The sequence below is a fragment of the Nonomuraea sp. NPDC001684 genome, assembly GCF_053596515.1.
On the sequence record NZ_JBSFGJ010000068.1, the window covers coordinates 15532 to 31740 of the forward strand.

The 16209-nt window shown below is 73.8% G+C and carries 15 protein-coding genes and 1 pseudogene; 9 read left to right on the plus strand and 7 right to left on the minus strand.

Translation table 11 applies throughout. The features are described from left to right. The first annotated feature begins 52 nt into the window (after positions 1-52). The 6 genes from ACWCSD_RS15780 (at position 53) to ACWCSD_RS15805 (ending at position 7748) form a co-directional block, all read left to right on the plus strand. Positions 53-1543 carry a serine/threonine-protein kinase gene (locus ACWCSD_RS15780; protein ID WP_449915562.1) on the plus strand — a complete coding sequence of 497 codons (1491 nt, stop codon included), beginning with the start codon at positions 53-55 and terminating at the stop codon, positions 1541-1543. Between the two features lie 56 nt (positions 1544-1599). Then, on the plus strand, positions 1600-2712 hold the full coding sequence (locus ACWCSD_RS15785) for a DUF5925 domain-containing protein (protein WP_358293268.1): 1113 nt from the start codon (positions 1600-1602) through the stop codon (positions 2710-2712). Between the two features lie 118 nt (positions 2713-2830). Next, positions 2831-3865, plus strand: a complete 1035-nt coding sequence (locus ACWCSD_RS15790) for a C39 family peptidase (protein ID WP_449915567.1) — start codon at positions 2831-2833, stop codon at positions 3863-3865. 6 nt (positions 3866-3871) lie between these two features. After that, complete coding sequence (locus ACWCSD_RS15795; protein ID WP_449915569.1) at positions 3872-5743, plus strand: prolyl oligopeptidase family serine peptidase; 1872 nt, start codon at positions 3872-3874, stop codon at positions 5741-5743. Further along, positions 5740-7002, plus strand: coding sequence for a M20/M25/M40 family metallo-hydrolase (locus tag ACWCSD_RS15800; protein ID WP_449915571.1), 1263 nt, complete (start codon positions 5740-5742; stop codon positions 7000-7002). The genes ACWCSD_RS15795 and ACWCSD_RS15800 overlap by 4 nt, the downstream gene beginning before the upstream one ends. A 146-nt stretch (positions 7003-7148) precedes the next feature. After that, the gene (locus tag ACWCSD_RS15805) at positions 7149-7748 is read left to right on the plus strand and encodes a TIGR03086 family metal-binding protein (RefSeq protein WP_397164159.1); all 600 of its coding nucleotides are present in this window, start codon (positions 7149-7151) and stop codon (positions 7746-7748) included. A gap of 45 nt (positions 7749-7793) precedes the next feature. Here ACWCSD_RS15805 and ACWCSD_RS15810 read toward each other — a convergent pair whose 3' ends face one another. From ACWCSD_RS15810 to ACWCSD_RS15820, 3 genes are all read right to left on the minus strand, one after another. After that, entirely contained in the window at positions 7794-8537 is a 744-nt protein-coding gene (locus ACWCSD_RS15810; protein ID WP_387669971.1) for a DUF427 domain-containing protein, read from the minus strand. Between the two features lie 40 nt (positions 8538-8577). After that, positions 8578-9162: a hypothetical protein gene (locus ACWCSD_RS15815; protein WP_358293300.1), complete on the minus strand. Its 585-nt coding sequence runs from the start codon at positions 9160-9162 to the stop codon at positions 8578-8580. Between the two features lie 93 nt (positions 9163-9255). Then, positions 9256-9723 (minus strand): adenylyltransferase/cytidyltransferase family protein, encoded by a 468-nt coding sequence (locus tag ACWCSD_RS15820; protein ID WP_352354085.1) that lies wholly within the window; start codon positions 9721-9723, stop codon positions 9256-9258. A gap of 206 nt (positions 9724-9929) precedes the next feature. Between ACWCSD_RS15820 and ACWCSD_RS15825 the strand changes: the two genes are divergently transcribed. Continuing rightward, positions 9930-10430 carry an ATP-binding protein gene (locus tag ACWCSD_RS15825; protein WP_358293301.1) on the plus strand — a complete coding sequence of 167 codons (501 nt, stop codon included), beginning with the start codon at positions 9930-9932 and terminating at the stop codon, positions 10428-10430. Here the strand turns inward: ACWCSD_RS15825 and ACWCSD_RS15830 are convergent. Continuing rightward, on the minus strand, positions 10384-11358 hold the full coding sequence (locus ACWCSD_RS15830) for a helix-turn-helix transcriptional regulator (protein ID WP_387669976.1): 975 nt from the start codon (positions 11356-11358) through the stop codon (positions 10384-10386). The two genes, ACWCSD_RS15825 and ACWCSD_RS15830, sit on opposite strands and share 47 nt — an antisense overlap. Before the next feature lie 196 nt (positions 11359-11554). Between ACWCSD_RS15830 and thrS the strand changes: the two genes are divergently transcribed. Continuing rightward, positions 11555-12730, plus strand: coding sequence for a threonine--tRNA ligase (thrS, locus tag ACWCSD_RS15835; protein ID WP_358293304.1), 1176 nt, complete (start codon positions 11555-11557; stop codon positions 12728-12730). A gap of 16 nt (positions 12731-12746) precedes the next feature. Here the strand turns inward: thrS and ACWCSD_RS15840 are convergent, their stop codons facing one another. Together ACWCSD_RS15840 and ACWCSD_RS15845 are read right to left on the minus strand one after the other, a co-directional pair. Next, positions 12747-13715, minus strand: a complete 969-nt coding sequence (locus ACWCSD_RS15840; RefSeq protein WP_397164157.1) for a magnesium transporter CorA family protein — start codon at positions 13713-13715, stop codon at positions 12747-12749. Continuing rightward, on the minus strand, positions 13715-14428 hold the full coding sequence (locus tag ACWCSD_RS15845; RefSeq protein ID WP_352354077.1) for a DUF72 domain-containing protein: 714 nt from the start codon (positions 14426-14428) through the stop codon (positions 13715-13717). Before ACWCSD_RS15845 ends, ACWCSD_RS15840 begins: the two co-directional genes overlap by 1 nt. 70 nt (positions 14429-14498) lie before the next feature. Between ACWCSD_RS15845 and ACWCSD_RS15850 the strand changes: the two genes are divergently transcribed. Then, positions 14499-15788, plus strand: coding sequence for a YibE/F family protein (locus ACWCSD_RS15850; RefSeq protein ID WP_449915578.1), 1290 nt, complete (start codon positions 14499-14501; stop codon positions 15786-15788). A gap of 6 nt (positions 15789-15794) precedes the next feature. On the opposite strand, the pseudogene ACWCSD_RS15855 reads toward ACWCSD_RS15850, so the two are convergent. Then, positions 15795-16100 (minus strand): annotated as a pseudogene (locus tag ACWCSD_RS15855) (NAD(+)/NADH kinase); the annotation flags it as partial. Between the last annotated feature and the right edge of the window lie 109 nt (positions 16101-16209).

Here is a 16209-nt window from a genome sequence, read left to right on the forward strand (position 1 = left end):
CAAGGTACCGGGCGATCTTGGCTTCCGCATGGCGACCGGTAACGTAGCCGCCATGGTGATCCCCCTCACACCGGACGATCCGGCGTTCCTGGGCGATTTCCGCCTGGCCGGGCGTCTGGGCGAGGGCGGGCAGGGCGTGGTCTACCTGGCCCACTCCGCCTCCGGGGAGCCGGTCGCGGTCAAGCTGCTCAACGCCGGTGACCAGGAGACCCGGGCCAGGCTGGCGCGCGAGCTCGACGCGCTGGAGTCGATCGCCTCCTTCTGCACGGCCCGCGTGCTCGGCGTCTCGACGCGGGGCTCGCGGCCGTACGTGGTGAGCGAGTTCGTGGACGGGCCCTCGCTGGCCGACCGGGTGGCCGGGAACACCGCCGGGAACACCGCCGGGCGCGGCCCGCTGCGCGGCGGGGAGCTGGAACGCCTGGCGGTCGGCACGGCCACCGCGCTGGCGGCCATCCACGCGGCCGGGGTCGTCCACCGGGACTTCAAGCCGTCCAACGTGCTGCTCGGGCCGGACGGGCCGCGGGTGGTGGACTTCGGCATCGCCAGGGCCGAGGGGGCGGCGACGCACACCTCGGGGCTGGTCGGCACGCCGGCGTACCTGTCGCCGGAGCAGATCGCGGGCTCGCCCGCCTCCGGGGCCTCCGACGTGTTCGCGTGGGGGGCGACGATGGTCTACGCGGCCACGGGGGTCAGCCCGTTCGGGGCGGACACCGTGCCGGCGGTGCTGCACCGGGTGCTGCACGCCGAGCCCGACCTGTCGGCGCTGCCGCCCCGGCTGCGCGGGCCGGTCGCCGGCGCCCTGGCCAAGGACCCCGCCCACCGCCCGACGGCCGCCGCCCTCCTGATGACCCTGGTCTCCCCCACCCCGGCCACGGGATCGGGAGCAGGAGCGGGGCCGGGAGCGGGGGCTCTGCGGGGCGATCCGGGGGCGGCCGACACGCGCGAGAGCCGCGCGGCCCGAAATCGGGGACGCCGCGCCCTCGTCGGCGCCGGAGCGGCCCTGCTGGCCCTGGCCGTGGCCGGCGGCGTGGTCCTGCTGACCACCCGCACGCCCGGCTCGACCGCCACCCGGTCCACCCCGCCGCCGTCCACGGCCGCCGCCGCCCTCTCCACCCCGCCGTCCACGGCCACCGGCCCCGCCACACCCGCCGCCACCTCAGGGACGGCCACGGCGCCGGCCACCGCGACCCCCGGCGGCACCCGCGATCCGAAGATCCCGGCGGCCTTCGCCGGCACCTGGTCCGGCCACACCGACACCACCAACCCGCTCGACCCCGACGGCGCCGAGAACACGGTGGAACTGAAGGCGGGCCAGTCGCGGGCGGCCTGGACGGAGAAGGACTCCCAGGTCGACTGCGCCGCCACGATCACCCTGACCGAGGTGCGCCCGGACCGGCTGACTTTCTCCCTCGGGACGTCCACGGGCGGCTGCATCCCGGGTACTGTCTGGCTGGAGCTTGAAGGCGACACTCTCACCTACACCTGGCGGGACGTGCCCGGCCTGGGCATGGTCACCCAGACCGGCGATCTCGGCAAAAAGTGACCGAACCACCCGTATAACCCTTCGACATCCGAGCCCACGAAGGAGATCCTTTACCTATGTCTGTGATCAGGGAGGTGCCGTTCCCCAGCGCGGACTCCTCGTCCGAGCTGCCGATGAACATCTGGATCGACGACGCCGACTCAGCGATCGACGTCATCGACGCCCTGGCGTTGTCGCCGTTCGCGACCGGCGTCCAGCCCTGGTCCAAGCTGGCCAATCTGGAGCGCGTACGTCCGGACGCCCGGTTGCAGCCGGCCGAGGGCCGGATGCTGCGCACCGCGCAGGTGGAGGACGGTTCGGAGTCGCGGCTCATCTGCGGCGAGGGCTGGACGCTGCGGGTCGTGCGGCACCGCAACCGCACCGCCACGGTGAGCGTGACGGCGGTGAGCGAGGAGCTGGCCGCCTCGGTGCTGAAGGAGAGCATCGACGGCGCCGAGGAGCCGATGCCCGACGCCGACCACGTCGAGATGGGCTTCTGGTGGCGCGGCTCCCACGGCGGCAACCGGTCGGAGAAGCCGATCACCGCCCAGCCGTGGGACGAGATCGGCACGAACTACTCGGCGCAGGTGCGCCCGGCGCTCGGCCGCCTGATGGCGACCACGCCCGCCGACGTCAACGGCCGGCTGATCCTGCTGCACGGCCAGCCGGGCACCGGCAAGACCACGCTGCTGCGCACGCTGGCCAAGCAGTGGCACGACTGGTGCCAGGTCGACTGCGTGCTCGACCCCGAGCGGCTGTTCAACGACCCGGGCTACCTGATGGAGGTGGCGGTCGGCTACGACACCGACGACGACACGCAGCGGTGGCGGCTGCTGGTGCTGGAGGACTGCGACGAGCTGATCAGCTCGGGCGCCAAGGCCCAGGCGGGGCAGGGGCTGTCGCGGCTGCTCAACCTCACCGACGGCCTGCTCGGCCAGGGCCGCGACGTGCTGGTGGCCATCACCACGAACGAAGACCTGACCCGCCTGCACCCGGCCGTGATCCGTCCGGGCCGGTGCCTGGCGCAGATCGAGGTGGGCCCGCTGACCAGGGACGAGGCCGTCGCCTGGCTGGGGTCGTCGCAGGGCGTGGGCGCCTCGGGGGCGACGCTCGCCGAGCTGTACGCCCTGCGCGCCGGCCGCGCCATCGCCCCGGCGGGCACGGACGAGTCCACCGGTCTCTACCTCTGATCCGGCTCCGCCGGGGGCGCCACGCGCGTCCCCGGCGTCCCGCGCGCCGGGGGCACGTCCGGGCTGGTACGTAAACCAACCGATGTGCGACACCGGGTGTGAAACCACAATATGGCTGGTGCTCACCGTCGATCTGGCGCGCGTCGCCTTCACCCGTCTCACCGTGCCCGGAGGCACGTGGACCAGCGAGGAACACCGGGTCGGCTTCGCGGCCACCCAGCTCGTGCCCTCGTGGACCGCGCGCACCCCGCCCGGCGGCGGGGTCGAGGTGGAGCTGCGGGCCAGGACCGGGGCGGGCACGCTGACCAAGTGGTACGTCATGGGCCGGTGGTCCGAGCACGGGCCGCGCACCTCGGTGCCCGGCCAGGGCGACGAGGACGGCGACGTGGCCGTGGACACGTTCGTGGCCAGGCGGCCGGTCGTGGCGTTCCAGCTGAGGGTCACCGCGCGCGGCGAGGGCGCGCGGATGACCTCTCTCGGCGTGCTGGCCTCGGCCCTGCCGCAGCGTCCGGTCCCGGTGAGCACGCCAGGGGTGGCCGGGCACGTCGAGCTGGACGTGCCCGGCCACTCCCAGTACGCGCACGCCGGGCACCACCCGCGCTGGGACGGCGGCGGCGCGAACTGGTGCAGCCCCGCCTCGGTGGCGATGGTGCTGGCCTTCTGGGGCCGCGGCCCCGAGCCCGGCGAGCTCGCCTGGGTGGGCGCGGACGACCCCGCCCCGGCGGTGGACCACGCGGCCATGGGCACCTACGACGACAGCTACCAGGGCACCGGGAACTGGCCGTTCAACGTGGCCTACGCCGGGCGTTACGGGCTGACCGGCTTCGTGACCAGGCTGCTGTCGGCGGCCGAGCTGGAGGCGTTCGTCCTGGCGGGGATCCCGGTGATCGCCTCGCTGTCGTTCCGGGCCCATGAGCTGCCCGGCTCCGGCTACTCCACGAACGGCCACATCCTCGTCGTCACCGGCTTCACCGCCGCGGGCGACGTCGTCGTCAACGACCCCGCCGCGCCCGCGGACGGCGAGGTTCGGCGGATCTACCCGCGGGCAGCGTTCGAGAACGTGTGGCTGAGGAGCTCGGGCAGCGGCGGCATCGTGTACGTCCTCCATCCGCCCGGGCACCCGCTGCCTCCCTGTACCAACGGCAATTGGTGATCTTTCATGAGTATTCGACCGATCGATGTGGCGCGTACCGACGGCGGCCCCCAGTGGGTGGAGGCCGTCGCCACGCCCGAGGGCGTGGAGGTGTGGTGGGACGAGCCGCGCCCGCACGAGGGCGGCAGGCGCTGCGTGGTGCGCCGCCTGCCCGACGGCTCGCGCGCCGACGCGCTGCCTCAGGGCTGGAACGCCCGCAACCGCCTGGTCGAGTACGGCGGCCGCTCCTGGCGCCCGCTGCCGGGCGGCGGCCTGGTCTTCACCCATTGGGCCGACCAGCGGCTCTACCGCCTGGACGCCTCCACCGGGACGGCCGCCGAGCCGGTCGCCCTGACGCCCGAGGGCCCGGCCCGGTACGGCGACCTCTACCTGCCGCCCGGCCGCGACGAGGTGTGGGCGGTCCGCGAGATCGACGACGTGCGTGACCTGGTCGCGGTCCCCCTGGACGGCGGCCCGCTCAGGGTCGTCGCCCGCGCCCACCATTTCCTGATGAACCCCCGCCTGTCCCCCGGCGGCACCCAGGTCGCCTGGATCGGCTGGAACCACCCCGACATGCCCTGGGACGGCACCGAGCTGTGCGTGGCCGACCTGTCCGCGGACGGCGTCGCGGGCCCCCACCGGGTCGTGGCCGGCGGCCCCGAGGAGTCGGTGACGCAGGCCGAGTGGCGCGACGAGGAGTCCCTGTACGCCGTCACCGACCCGACCGGCTGGTGGAACGTGCACCTCGTGCCCCTCGACGGCTCCCCCTCGCGCAACCTCACCCCCGTGGAGCTGGAGTTCGGCGCGGCGGCCTGGAAGCCGGGCCTGGCCTGCCTGGCCCCGGCGGGCGAGCAACTGGTCGTCGTGTACGGCACCGCCGACCACCGCCGCCTGGGCGTGCTGGACCCGGCGACGGGCGGCCTGCGGGAGATCGGCGGGGACGGGCACACGTACTGGGCCTCGACGGTGTCGGCGGCCGGGGGCAAGGCGGTGGCGGTGGGGGCGACGCCGTACACGCCGCTGGAGGTGACGCTGGTCGACCTCGCCACCGGCGGGCACGAGGTCGTCTCGGCCCCCAAGCCGCTGCCGGACCGGGCGCTGCTGCCCACGCCGGAGGCGGTGACGATCGAGGGCGTGCACGCCCATCTCCACCCGCCGGCGGGGGTCGCCGGGCCGGCGCCGTACGTGATCTTCGTGCACGGCGGCCCGACCGGGAACACGCCGGTCGTGCTGGACCTGGAGGTCGCCTACTTCACCAGCAGAGGGATCGGCGTGGCCGTGGTGAACTACGGCGGCTCCACCGGTTACGGCCGGGCCTACCGCGAGCGGCTGCGGCACCAGTGGGGCGTGGTGGACGTCCAGGACTGCGCGAAGGTGGCGCGCGGGCTGGTGCAGCTCGGACTGGCGGACGCGGCCAGGATCGCGATCCGGGGCGGCAGCGCCGGCGGCTGGACCACGGTGGCCGCGCTGGTGCACAGCGACGTGTTCGCGGGCGGCGTCGCGCACTACGCGATCACCGACCCGGAGAGCTGGGCGGCCGAGACGCACGACTTCGAGTCGCGCTACCTCGACGGCCTGGTGGGCCCGTTGCCCGAGACGCGGCAGCGGTACACCGACCGCTCGCCGCTCCTGAACGCGGCCCGGGCATCGGGCCCATGCCTCATGTTGCACGGTCTGGAGGACGCGATCGTGGACGTGAGCCAGGCCGAGCGATTCACCGCCGAACTGGACAAGCACGGCAAACAGTGGGCTCTGCTCACCTTCGCCGGCGAGCAGCACGGCTGGCGCAGGGAAGAGACCATCGTGGCGGTGCTGGAGGCCGAGCTGGCCTTCTACGGGCTGATCTTCGACCTGGAGACGCCCGGCGTGCCACCGCTGACGCTGAAGGGGAGAGCGTGAAGAGCGTCGCCGAGATCTGCTCGGACCTGATCAGGTTCGACACCACCAACCCGGGCTCAGGCGAGCGCCCGGCGGCCGAGTACGTGGCCACGCTGCTGGCCGACGCGGGGCTGGAGCCGGTGGTGTTCGAGTCGGAACCCCGGCGCACGACCGTCGTGGCCAGGATCGACGGCGACTCCTCCGACGCGCTGCTCGTCCACGGCCACCTGGACGTGGTGCCGGCCGACCCCGTCGAGTGGCGGATGCACCCGTTCTCCGGCGAGATCACCGACGGCTGCGTGTACGGCCGGGGCGCGGTGGACATGAAGGGCTCGTGCGCGATGACGCTCGCGGCCGTGCTGGACATGGCGGCGCGCGGCGTGCGGCCCAAGCGGGACCTGGTGCTGGCCTTCCTGGCCGACGAGGAGGCGACCGGCGACCACGGCTCCCGGTACGCGGTGACCGAGCACCGGTACCTGTTCGACGGCGTCACCGAGGCCATCAGCGAGTCGGGCGGCTTCAGCGTCGAGGCCGGCGGGCGGCGCGTCTACCCGATCGCCGTCGGCGAGCGCGGCACCGCCTGGATGAAGGTGACCGCCCACGGCGTGGCGGGCCACGGCTCGCGGCCCGCCGTGGACAACCCCGTCGCCACGCTGGCCCACGCCCTGTCGCGGGTCGCCGCGCACCAGTGGCCGGTACGCCTGACGCCGTCGGTCGCCGCGCTCCTGGAGAGCCTGTCGGAGATCACCGGCCGGCCGATCGACCTGGACCGGCTGGACGCCGAGGCCGACCGGCTGGGCGCGCTCGGCGAGCTGTTCCACGGCCAGATCCGCAACTCGGCGAACCCGACGATGCTGGCGGCCGGCTACAAGGTGAACGTGGTGCCCTCGACGGCCTCGGCGCACGTGGACGGCCGGTACCTGCCGGGCCTGCAGGAGGAGTTCCTCGCGACGATCGACGAGCTGCTCGGGCCGAAGATCACCCGCGAGTTCGTGAACCTGGAGGAGGCGCCCGCCGCGCCGTACCCGTCGGCGTTCTTCGACGAGCTGGCGGGGGCGCTGGTGGCCGAGGATCCGCAGGCGCGGCCGGTCCCGTACGTGATGAGCGGCGGCACCGACGCCAAGTCCTTCGCCACCATCGGCATCCAGGGGTACGGCTTCGCCCCGCTCATGCTCCGGCCCGACCTGGACTACTTCGGCATGTTCCACGGCAAGGACGAGCGGGTGCCGGTGGAGGGCCTGGAGTTCGGCACCCGCGTGCTGACCCGCCTGCTCACCTGACGGTCCCGGCCCGGCGACGCCCTCAGGCCGCCGGGCCGGACCAGGCCCTGGACCTGCTGATCGACGGTCTCGCACAGGCTGCCGCAAACTAGTGGAACAAAGCATTCCGTTCTGCTAATATGGAGTCATCTCGAAAGGAGCTCCACATGGGCGACATCATCAGCGGCTGGGACGTTCTGGACGCCTCGCACGAGGCGCTGCGCAAGGCCGTCAGCGGCATCCCGGCCGACGGCTGGGACCTGCCGACCCCGTGCTCCGAGTGGAGCGTCACCAAGGTCTTCAAGCACGCCGTGGGCGACCAGATCGGCTTCGCCGCCACGCTCACGGGCGAGGCCGGGCCGGCGTTCAACCCGTTCGACCCGCCCGCCGAGCCGGGCGCCGACCCGGCGGCCGAGCTGGAGGACGCGCTGACCCGCTCGGCCAGGGCATGGGCCGCGGTCGACCGGGACGCCGCCGAGGTGCCCACGCCGGTGCCGCCGAACAAGATGTCGCCGTGGGCGGGCTCGACGGCGTGCGCGCTCGACGCCGCCGTGCACGCCTGGGACATCGCCGTGGCCACCGGTCAGCCCTCGCCGCTGACGCCGGAGATGGCCGGGCCGCTGCTGGAGGTCGCCCGGCAGATCGCCGACCCGCTGCGCCCGTGGGGCGCCTACGCCCCGGCGCTCCCGGACGACGCCTCCGGCGACGAGGTCGCCGCCCTGCTGCGCTACCTCGGCCGCGACCCGCACTGGTCGCCGGCAGCCTGAGGCCCGCGCGCGCCCCGCCCTGAGCGGCGGGGCGCACTCCCTCGGTCAGGAGAACTTGGTCTGCGGACGCTCCTCGCGCTCGCCGTCGACGAAGATGTCCAGCTTCTCGTTGTAGAAGGCGATCAGCCCCGCCACGCGCTCGCTCTCGGGCAGCGGCGTGCGGTAGGACCAGGCCAGGTCCTTCTTCCCGTTGACCGACCAGTACTCCGCCGTCCCCTTGTACGGGCAGTGGGTCGCGGTGTCGGTGTGCTCCAGCAGGTCGAGCCGTACGTCGGTCTTCGGCAGGTAGTAGCGGGCCGGCAGGCCGGTCTCGAACAGGATGCGGGCGTTGCGCGAGTCGGCCACGGTGACCCCGTCCACCTCCACCCGGATGTGCCGCGAGCTCGGCAGGATGTCCACCCGCGTGTACGGGTCGCGGGCGTGCACGTAGACCTCCTCGTCCTCCTCGAACCAGGCGTCCATGGCGTCCCAGTCGAAGCGCACGTGCCCGCGGATCTCCTCCAGCGGCGAGTCGTCGTAGACCAGCGCCGCCTCCGGGGCCTGCGCGGCGCCCGAGGTGACCGTGTGGACGGCGGCGTCACCCCTGCTCGGGGAGTGCCTGGACGCGCCGGTCGGCTTGAGCGCCGCCTCATCGACGTCCTGGAGGGGGAAGTAGTAGGTGGGGTAAAAGGGGCCTTCCCACACCAGCAGGGCCCGGGTCGTGTCGGCGATCGGCCGGCCGCCCAGGTAGGTCCGCACGCGCTTGGCCGACCGCTCGACGCGGACCCGGCCCCGGTTCGTGGCATCCATGTCCCGGCCAACCCGCGTGGCGGCGGGGCTATTCCGGCATTCAGACCCCGAACAGCGCCAGCGTCGCCCACGTGGTGAGCGTGCCGGTGACCGCGCCCGCCGCGACCTGCGCCCATGTGTGATGGGCGAGGCGGACCCTGGCCCAGCACACCAGCGCCACCACGGCCGCGCCGGCGATCGCCACCGGCACGGCGGGCAGCACGTGCGCCAGCACCACCACCGTGCCCGCCGAGACCGCGGCGTGGAAGGAGATCTTCCAGCGGGTGGTGATCGGCACGGTCACCGCCAGGGCGACCAGCATCGCGGTCACCGTGGCCACCAGCAGCCGCGGCGCGCCCAGCACGACCAGCAGCGCGAGCGCGACCAGCACAGCGGCCACGGCGGCCAGCAGCGGACCGGTGCGGCGGGCCCGGTCGACGATGTGGTGGGAGTCGAGCCGCCCCGAACGCACGCCGAGCGCGATCACCGCCGCCGGCACGCCGCCGCAGAACGCCGAGGCCACCAGCCCCCAGGCCGCGCCGGCCCATCCCTGGGCGAGCAGGCCCACGGCGGGCGGCATGACGATCACCAGCACTTGCGGTGCCAGCAGGTTCGTCACCCGCTTCGCCACCAGGTCGGCCATCATGGCATGAAAGATTACGCGATCATGGCCGCTGCCCGTTTCAGCGACGCCCCGGCCGCTCCGGGGCCGCTCCGGGGCCGCTCCGGGGCCGCCTGGTCAGCCCTTGCCGGCGGCGTTCACGATGCGGGTCGTGGAGCGGTCGGGGATGGCCGCCATCTCCCAGCACTCCGCGCCCAGGATGGCCGCCGCCGTGGCCCGCGCGCCCGCGTGCGGATCGCCGGCCGTGTGGGCCAGCGCGCCGGGCCGCATCGGCGCGAGCAGGTCGATGTAGTCCTCGGGGCCGTGCGCCTCGGGCGGCCCGGCCACCACGAAGACGCCGGCCACGCAGCGCAGCGCGGCCAGCACCTCGGCCCGCTCCGCCGCCGGGTTGAACGGCCGGCTGGGCCCCTTCCACGCCCGCACGCGCGGGTCGTCCTCCACGCCGACCACCAGGGGCAGCCCGCGGGCGGCCACGGCGCCCAGGTAGCGCACGTGGCCGACGTGCAGGATGTCGAAGACACCGGTCACGACGGCCGCCCCGGGCCGGTCGTACGGCTCCACCCAGACGGCCTCCAGGCTGCTCACGCGACCTCCTCCGACGGCCGGGCGAGTAGGCTGCTGTGCACGCTTTGCTCCCCCACGGGCCTAGACGACTCGTCGATCGCAGCGTACTCGGTCGCCGCGGCAGGTCGTGCAGGCGACCTTGGAAAGAGCATTCCTACCTTTTCGCGATAATCTCTCGCCCCCTGCCCGCGCGTCTCATGACGTCACCTGATTCGGGGGAGGTCGCCGTGGCGCCGAGGGACTCAGACCATGCCGACGGGGGTGAGACGCCCGGCTTCCGCGACCTCGCGGTCCGGCTTCCGGGGGTCGCGTCCCAGGTCTCGCGGGCCAGGGGGCTCGTGACGGACGCGCTCGGCCGCGATCATCCCTTCCATGACGACGTGGTGCTGCTCACCAGCGAGCTGGCCACGAACGCGATCCTGCACACCAGGTCCGGGGACGGCGGCTCGTTCACGGTGTCGGTGCTCAGCTCGGACACCACGGTCCGGGTGTGCGTGGCCGACGGCGGCGCGGACGGCCCGCCGTGCGTGTGCCGGACCGCTCCGCAGGCGACCAGCGGCCGGGGGCTGCCGCTGATCGAGGCGCTCAGCCACCGGTGGGGGTTCGTCCGCGAGGGGGGCTCGACGACCGTCTGGTTCGAGCTGACGCAGGCCCGCGTGCCCGCCGGGCAGGAGCCGTGCGTCACAGGTCGAGCCGGCACAACCCTTCGGCCAGCGCCTTCGTGGTGAGCCTGGTCCGGCTGTCGCAGCCCAGCTTGGCGAAGATGTGCTCCAGATGGGTGGTCACCGTCCGGACGCTCAGCACCAGGCAGGCCGCGATCTGCGGGTTGGAGTCGCCGGCCGCGACCCGGGTGAGCACATCGACCTCGCGGCCGGTCAGGTCGTAGGGCAGCGGGCAGGGCCGTTCGGCGGCGACCGCGCCCTGCAGCGAGCCCTGGTAGCCGACGCCGGCCCGCAGCAGCCGCACCTCGTGCCAGCGGCCGCCGCCGTCGAGCCACAGGCCGCGCCGGCTCAGCTCGCGCGAGTCGATGAACGCGCGCGCGAAGGCCGCCATGGCGGGATCGTCCCACAGCTCGCGGGAGACCTCGTGGCCGGGCACCGCGCGGCGCTCGCCGAGCCGGTCGAAGGCGACCGCGCGGAAGTCGGGCGGCAGCCCGGCGGGGTCGATCACGCACCGGGTCAGGTCGGTGACGTGCGCGAGCATCGGGCTCACGGCGGCGACCAGGGCGCCGGCCAGCAGCGGGAAGGCGTCTTTGGCGGCCAGGTGCAGCAGGCCGGTGTAGCGGCCGCCGTCGGCGAGGAACAGCGGCGCGGTCAGCCCGGCCCGCCATCCGTAGGGGGCCAGGTGGCGGCGGAAGTACCGTTCGGTGCCCGGCTGCGGCATGGGCACCGGCCGCCGCCCGGCGATGGCCTCGCGGCAGGCGTCGAGCGCGGCGTACTCCTCGGCGGCGTCGCGGTCGATGCGGCGGTGGCCGTCGGAGACGACGCTGTGGTGCCGGCCGGTGGCGGGGTCGTAGGCGACGAACTCGTAGGCGTCGAGCGGGACCACCTGGCGCAGCGCCGCCATCGCCGCGTGCGCGCCGCCACCGCCCGCGACCTGGTAGCCGACCTCGGCGAACGCCTGCAACTGGCGGACGCTCAAGGTGATCTCAGCCACGGCTCTTTTATATCATTTGCCATTCCTTGCCCTGCTCTTGAAGATTTTCTTCACGGCCGCCGCGGTGCTACGGTGGCAGGCATGCAGCGCGCTCTCGTCACGACGACGCCGGACACGGTCCCGGCGCGCTGATTCCATGCATCCCGGGCGGGCGCCCGGGAGCTGGTCGTTCGCCCTTTCACCGCAAAGGACGATCATGAACGACCACCGCAGGCTCGGCCGCGAGCTGGAGATCTTCGGCACCGACCCGCTGATCGGCTCCGGCCTGCCCTACTGGCTGCCCGCCGGGGCCGCCGTGCGCAAGGCAGTGGAGGACTACGTCCACGAGCTCGAACGCCGCCACGGCTACGTGCACGTCAACTCCCCCGTGCTCGGCAAACGGGAGCTGTACGAACGGTCGGGCCACTGGGCGCACTACGCCGAGGACATGTTCCCGCCCATGAACGTGGGCGGTGAGGAGTTCGTGCTGCGGCCCAGCCTGTGCCCGCACCACGCGCTGATCTACCGCTCGCGCGGGCGCAGCCACCGGGAGCTGCCGCTGCGCGTGGCCGAGCTCGGCGGCATGTACCGCTCGGAGCTGTCGGGCGTGCTCGGCGGCCTGACCAGGGTGCGGGCCATCCAGCTCAACGACGGCCACGTGTTCTGCGCGCCGGAGCAGGCGGCGGCCGAGGTGTCGGCCGCGCTCGACCTGATCGAGGCCGCGCACGCCCAGCTCGGCATCGAGGCCGCCCGCTACCGGCTCTCGCTGCGCGGCGAGGGCGGCAAGTTCGTGGACGACCCCGCGATGTGGGCGCGCTCGGAGGCCGTGCTGCGCGAGGTGCTGCAGGAACGCGGCCGCGCCTACGACGAGGAACGCGGCGAGGGCGCCTTCTACGGCCCGAAGATCGACATCCAGATCGCCGACCCGGCGGGCCGCGAGAGCACCCTGTCGACCGTCCAGGTGGACCTGTACCAGCCCGAGCGCTTCGACCTGTCGTACGCGGGCGGGCGGCGTCCCGTCATGGTGCACCGCAGCGTGGTCGGCGGGATCGAGCGCCTGGTCGCGCATCTGATCGAGGTGCACGGCGGCGCGTTCCCGGCGTGGCTGGCGCCCGTGCAGGCGGTCGTGCTGCCGCTGTCGGACGCCGAGCTCCCGGCGGCCGAGGACCTGCTGCGGCGGGCGGTGGCCGCCGGGCTGCGGGCCGAGCTGGCGCCCGCGGACCGGGGCAGCCTCGGGGCCAGGATCAGGGCGCACCGGCTGGTGCCGTACCAGCTCGTGGTGGGGCCGCGGGAGGTCTCGGACGGCGTGCCGTCCGTCCGGCTGCGGGACGGCGGCCAGGCGGGCCCGGTGCCGGTCGAGAGGCTGGCCGCGGAGTGCCGGCCGCGCTTCTGACGTCCGTCACCGGCGTTCAGAGCCAGTCCTTCTTCTTGAAGACCGCGTACAGCACCACGGACGCCACCGCCACCAGCACCGACGACGCCCAGAAGCCCGAGATGTCCCCGGAGCCGGGGTAGGGCACGTTCTGGCCGTAGAAGCCGGTGATGGCGGTGGGCACCGCGATGATGGCGGCCCAGCTCGTCACCCGCTTCATGATCTCGTTGAGGCGGAAGCCCTGCTGGGCCAGGCGGGTCTCGCGGACGTTGGCGAGCATGTCGCGGATCGCCTCCACCCACTCGGCGACCCGCTGGACGTGGTCGTAGACGTCCTCGTAGTAGGGGGCCATCACCGGGTCGGCGACGATCTCCTGGTCGCGGCGGAGCAGCGTGCCGAGCACCTCCCGCATCGGCATGGAGATCTTGCGCAGCCTGGCGGTGTCCTTGCGCAGCAGGTACATGGCGCGCTGGAGCTGCCTGCCGTCGCGGGGCGCGTCGTCGAACAGCGACTCCTCCATGGCCTCGGCCCGCGCGTCGAGGTCCTGGACCAGGTCGAACTGGCTGTCCACGACGTAGTCGAGCAGGCCGTGCAGCAGGAAGGCGACGCCGTGCCCGGCCAGGCGGGAGGTCGCGTCCCAGCGCCTGACCACCTCGTCGATGTCGAAGCAGGCGTTCTCCCGCACGGTCACCAGGGCGTTGGGGGTGACGAAGGCGTTCACCTCGACGGGGACGAGGCGGCCCTCGTCGAGGTGGATGCCGTACACGGTGATGAACAGGTGGTTGTCGTAGACGTCCACCTTGGGGCGCTGGTGGTCGCTGAGGACGTCCTCGACGGCCAGTTCGTGCAGGCCGAGCTCCTCGCCGACCTGGTTGAGCTGCTCGGGGGTGGGCGAGCACAGATCGAACCAGACGGCGGCCTCCGGGTCGCCGACGTGCTCGGAGACCTCCTCGACGGGGAAGCCCTCCTTTTCGAGGACGCCGTTCCTGTACAGACGCGTGCGCATCAGGCGAGTCTGGCAAATCGCCGGGCATCGCGCACGGCCGCTCCCCCCGGATCGTTGTTGAAGTAGACGTGGACGTCCCGCCATCCGGCCTGCTCCACCCTCCTCGCCCAGCTCTTCAGCGCCGCCGCGCCGTAGGAGGGCCGGGGGGCCGCCAGGCCCTCGTGCAGGCGCACGTACCCCCAGTCGGCGGTGCGCCACAGCGGCGTCAGCGGCCGGCCGAGCCGGTCGGCCCAGCACAGCGCGGCCCCTCGCGCGAGCAGCACCTCGCGCACCTCGCCGGTCCACCAGGAGTCGTGCCGCGGCTCCACCGCCACCCGCACGCCGCCGGGGAAGCAGCCCAGGCAGCGGTCCAGCAGGGCGGGGTCGGCGCGCAGCGTGGGCGGCAGTTGCAGCAGGACCGGGCCCAGCTTCTCCTTGAGCGCCCCGGCGGCCGCCATCAGCCGGGCGACCGGCTCCTCGGGCCCGGTCAGCCGCTTGATGTGGGTGAGGTAGCGGCTGGCCTTGACCGCCATCACGAACCCGTCGGGCGTGCGCTCCCGCCAGGCGGCGAACGTCTCCGGCGACGGCAGGCGGTAGAAGGCGTTGTTGCTCTCGACCGTGGGGAACTCGGCCGCGTACGTCTCCAGCCACAACCGCTGGGGGACCCCCTCGGGGTACAGCACGCCGCGCCAGTCCTTGTACTGCCATCCGGAGGTGCCCACCAGCGTCGCCACACCCGGCTCCTACCCCGCGCCGGGTGCGTTACTGTCGCAGTCCCGGAAGCCTAGGAGGATCTTTCACGCGATGGGCGCCGATCATTTCCACGGCCATTCCCACGGTCACGGCCACTCCCACGGCGTGGCCGCCGCGCCGCCGTCGCGCGGCGCGGTCGTGGCGAGCCTGGCCGTGCTGGTGCCGCTGGCCCTGGCCACGCTGGCCTGCCTGGTGTGGCTCTGGCCCGCGGGGCAGGCGGCGCCGGACGGCCAGGACGGGCGGGAGGGGCCGGCGGCCGAGCGGGTCGAGGGCACGATCGCCTCGGTCGCGCTCAGGCGCTGCCCGGCCGTCCAGGAGGGCATGCCGGTGCCCGACCCGGCCACCTGCGGCAACGCCACCGTGCGGGTCGGCTCGGGGCCCGACACCGGCCGCGACGTCACGCTGCGGCTGCCAGGCGGCCCGGGGGCCCAGCGGTTCACGGCGGGCGACGACGTGCTGCTGCTGCGCGCCGCCGACGGCGACTACCAGCTCTCCGACCACGACCGGTCGACGACGTTGTGGCTGCTGGGCGGCGCGTTCGCGCTGGCGGTCATTGCGTTCGGGCGGTGGCGCGGGGTGACGGCGCTGGTGGGGCTGGCGGTCACGTTCGGGCTGCTGCTGACGTTCGTCATCCCGGCCGTCCTGGCGGGCGAGCCGCCGATGCTGGTCGCCGTCGTCGGCTCGGCCGCGATCATGCTGACGGTGCTCTACCTCACCCACGGCTTCTCGCTGACCACGTCGATGGCCGTGCTGGGCACGCTGGCCAGCCTCGCGCTCACCGGGCTGCTGTCGTACGGGGCGCTCGGCCTGGCCCGGCTCAACGGCGTCACCGACGACACCGCCCTGACGCTGGGCATGAGCCTGTCCATCGACACCGAGGGGCTGCTGCTGGCCAGCATCATCATCGGGGCGCTCGGCGTGCTCGACGACGTCACCGTCACCCAGGCGGTGACGGTGGGCGAGCTGGCCGCGGCCAACCCCTCCTACGGCTTCGCCCGCCTGTACCGGGCCGCGGGACGCGTCGGACGGGCCCACATCGCCTCGGTGATCAACACGATCATCCTGGCGTACGCGGGAGCGTCGCTGCCGCTGCTGCTGCTGTTCAGCATCGGCGCGCAGCCGCTCGGCGACGTGCTGACCACGCCGGTCGTGACCCAGGAGATCGTCCGCAGCGTCGTGGGCACGCTCGGGCTGATCGCCGCCGTGCCGATCACGACCGCGCTGTCGGCCCTGGTCGCCGCCCGCGGCGCGCGGCCCGCGGAGATGCCGGAGGACGAGCCGTCCACCAGGCCCGTGCGGGCCGGCGGGCCGCTCACCAGGCCCGCCCGGCACCGTCGCTGAGCGGGGTCAGCCGACCCCGGCGCTGCCGTCCACCCCCAGTTTGCGGCGGGCGCGCTCGTAGAAGGTGGTGCCGACGCGGACCACCTTCGCCGCCCCCGGCCAGGCCGTGACCGTGACGGTGTCGCCGGGGCACAGGTGGCCGACCACCCGTCCGTCCACCTCGACGGCGAGCCTGCCGCTCGTGGGCAGCACCTCCAGCGTCACCTCCTCGTCGGCGGGCAGCACCAGGGCCCGGTTGAAGGAGGAGTGGGCGGCGGCGGGCACCACGAGGACGGCCTCCACGCGGGGCGAGACGATCGGCCCGCCGGCCGAGAAGCTGTAGGCGGCGGGTGGGCGAGCTGCACGCGCAGGCCCTTGCCGATCTCGGCGCGCAGGACGTCAGGCAGCATGGGACGGCTCGTTCACCAGGGCCAGGAACACG

What these genes read in the sequence shown, in the direction of transcription:
- ACWCSD_RS15815 (WP_358293300.1), bottom strand. Translation starts at nt 9,162, where the DNA reads ATGATGGCCGACCTGGTGGCGAAGCGGGTGACGAACCTGCTGGCACCG.
- ACWCSD_RS15785 (WP_358293268.1), top strand. Translation starts at nt 1,600, where the DNA reads ATGTCTGTGATCAGGGAGGTGCCGTTCCCCAGCGCGGACTCCTCGTCC.
- ACWCSD_RS15850 (WP_449915578.1), top strand. Translation starts at nt 14,499, where the DNA reads ATGGGCGCCGATCATTTCCACGGCCATTCCCACGGTCACGGCCACTCC.
- thrS (WP_358293304.1), top strand. Translation starts at nt 11,555, where the DNA reads ATGAACGACCACCGCAGGCTCGGCCGCGAGCTGGAGATCTTCGGCACC.
- ACWCSD_RS15780 (WP_449915562.1), top strand. Translation starts at nt 53, where the DNA reads ATGGTGATCCCCCTCACACCGGACGATCCGGCGTTCCTGGGCGATTTC.
- ACWCSD_RS15810 (WP_387669971.1), bottom strand. Translation starts at nt 8,537, where the DNA reads ATGGATGCCACGAACCGGGGCCGGGTCCGCGTCGAGCGGTCGGCCAAG.
- ACWCSD_RS15840 (WP_397164157.1), bottom strand. Translation starts at nt 13,715, where the DNA reads ATGCGCACGCGTCTGTACAGGAACGGCGTCCTCGAAAAGGAGGGCTTC.
- ACWCSD_RS15805 (WP_397164159.1), top strand. Translation starts at nt 7,149, where the DNA reads ATGGGCGACATCATCAGCGGCTGGGACGTTCTGGACGCCTCGCACGAG.
- ACWCSD_RS15795 (WP_449915569.1), top strand. Translation starts at nt 3,872, where the DNA reads ATGAGTATTCGACCGATCGATGTGGCGCGTACCGACGGCGGCCCCCAG.